Genomic DNA, 1,821 nt, shown 5'->3' with positions numbered 1-1,821 from the left:
AGCATAGTAGAGCGCGGCTGGAGGTGCCCTCCCGCCGAACGGCCGGTCGTCGCGCACGTAAGCCCAGATGTGGCCGGAGATCGTCTTGCCTTTGGCCAGGATCGGCACCGTGGTGTCGTCGCCATGAAGGCGCTCTGCGGCTTTGACATGCGCCTCGATCAGGGCGTGGAGCGGCTGCAGTGCCGTCGTCGCGGCGCCAACCTGGTCGGCGAGTGTCGAGACCGACAGCTCGATCCCTTCGCGGCCATAGCGCTCGCTCTGCCGGTTCAGCGGTTGGTGCTGGCCGAACTTCTCGAACAGGATCGTCGCGAGGAGGTTCGGTCCGGCAAAGCCGCGCGGCGTCACGTGGAATGGCGCCGGCGGCTGTGCGATCCTCTCGCACTCACGGCAGGCGAACCGCTCGCGCACCGTCTGGATCACCTTCCAGCGGCGGGGGATCACCTCCAGCGTCTCGGTGATGTCCTCGCCGAGCTTCGACAGTCGGGTCGAGCCGCAGCACGGGCAGCTCTCCGGCGCGGCAATGACAACGCGTTCGCGCGGCAGATGGGCCGGGAAGGGTTTGCGCACGGGCCGCTTGCGGGAGAACGCGGGGAGTGACCCTGTCTTTGCCGAGGCAGCCTCCGCGGCTTGTTCGTCCTCGCTCGCTGCCGTCTCGAGGTCCTCGAGCTGCAGCTCCATCTGCTCGAGCAGGCGCGCCTTGCGTTCGGAGCGGCTGCCGTAGAGCTCGCGCCTCAGCTTCTCGATCTGGAGCTTAAGATGGGCGACCAGGGCGGTCACGTCCGACTGCGCCGCCTCGGCAGCGAGCCGCGCCGCCCGCTCCGCGCGGATCATCGCGTGGGCGCTGGCTAGGTCGTCGGGGAGCGAATCGAAGGCGCTGTTCACATCTTGAGCGAATCACGATCGCCGCCCCTGGCCAAGGCAGAACGTCACCCGACCGAGGTCGGCCGCCAGGCCTCCTGCGGGTGGCGCCAGTCGATCCCTTCCAGCAGATAGCCGAGCTGCGCCGGCGTAATCGTCACCGCTCCATCGGCCGGCGAGGGCCACAGGAAGCGGCCCCGCTCCAGCCGTTTGGTGAAGAGGCACGCCCCCTGGCCGTCGTGCCAGATCACCTTCAGAAGATCGCCCCGACGCCCGCGGAAGCAGAACAGATGACCGCTCAACGGGTCGCGCCGCAGCACCTCCTGGACCAGCAGCGAGAGGCCGGGAAACCCCTTCCTCATGTCCGTGTGCCCGGTCGCCAGCCACACCCTGACGCCACTCGGAACCGGGATCATCGACGCTCCAGCACCGCGACCACACGGCCGAGCGCCTCGCCGTCCACGTCGGCGCCGACGACGATCCGCCGGCCGCAGGCGAGGATGATCTCCATTCGCGACCCTGGCGCCGGGGCGTCGGGCCGCGGCTCCTCCAGCTGCGGTTCAGTCTCCGCCGGGGCCGGCTCGATGATGGCCGGCACGAAAGTCGGCGTCCTCGGTAATCGGGGCGGCTCGACCCGGAACGCGCGCCGCCACGTCACCAACTGCGAGCGCGAGATCCCATGCCGCCGGGCCGTTGCCGAGACCAGCCGCGGCCCCGCCAGGCTCTCCAGCACGATCCTCAGCTTCTCCTCATCGCTCCAGCGACGCCGGCGGCCCCTCTCGACCACCTCCAACCGCTCGAACGCCCTGTGCTTATGCCTGTCCATACGCACAGTCCTCCGCCGCTCCGCTCACCGCCCGCAAGGCCGCCTTCGCCGGAGGCTTACGCGGCGGGTGCCCGCCCGCTCTTTGGGCCGCCGGTCAGGCGAGGCCGGCGCGGCGCTCGTGGAAAACGAGGCGCCTG

At 70.0% G+C, this 1,821-nt stretch carries 3 protein-coding genes; all 3 read right to left on the bottom strand.

Annotated features, from left to right (window positions below):
* Positions 1-831: IS66 family transposase (tnpC, locus tag DLJ53_RS34540; protein WP_244935242.1), on the bottom strand; the 831-nt coding region annotated here is incomplete at its 3' end.
* A gap of 95 nt (positions 832-926) precedes the next feature.
* Positions 927-1,274, bottom strand: coding sequence for an IS66 family insertion sequence element accessory protein TnpB (gene tnpB, locus DLJ53_RS34535; RefSeq protein ID WP_111352838.1), 348 nt, complete (start codon positions 1,272-1,274; stop codon positions 927-929).
* Complete coding sequence (gene tnpA / locus DLJ53_RS34530; protein ID WP_111352837.1) at positions 1,271-1,684, bottom strand: IS66-like element accessory protein TnpA; 414 nt, start codon at positions 1,682-1,684, stop codon at positions 1,271-1,273. Before tnpA ends, tnpB begins: the two co-directional genes overlap by 4 nt.
* Positions 1,685-1,821: the final 137 nt, after the last annotated feature.

It is taken from the genome of Acuticoccus sediminis (genome assembly GCF_003258595.1).
Classification (GTDB): domain Bacteria; phylum Pseudomonadota; class Alphaproteobacteria; order Rhizobiales; family Amorphaceae; genus Acuticoccus; species Acuticoccus sediminis.
This window is presented reverse-complemented; position numbering and strand designations above follow the sequence as displayed.

What these genes read in the sequence shown, in the direction of transcription:
- tnpB (WP_111352838.1), bottom strand. Translation starts at nt 1,274, where the DNA reads ATGATCCCGGTTCCGAGTGGCGTCAGGGTGTGGCTGGCGACCGGGCAC.
- tnpA (WP_111352837.1), bottom strand. Translation starts at nt 1,684, where the DNA reads ATGGACAGGCATAAGCACAGGGCGTTCGAGCGGTTGGAGGTGGTCGAG.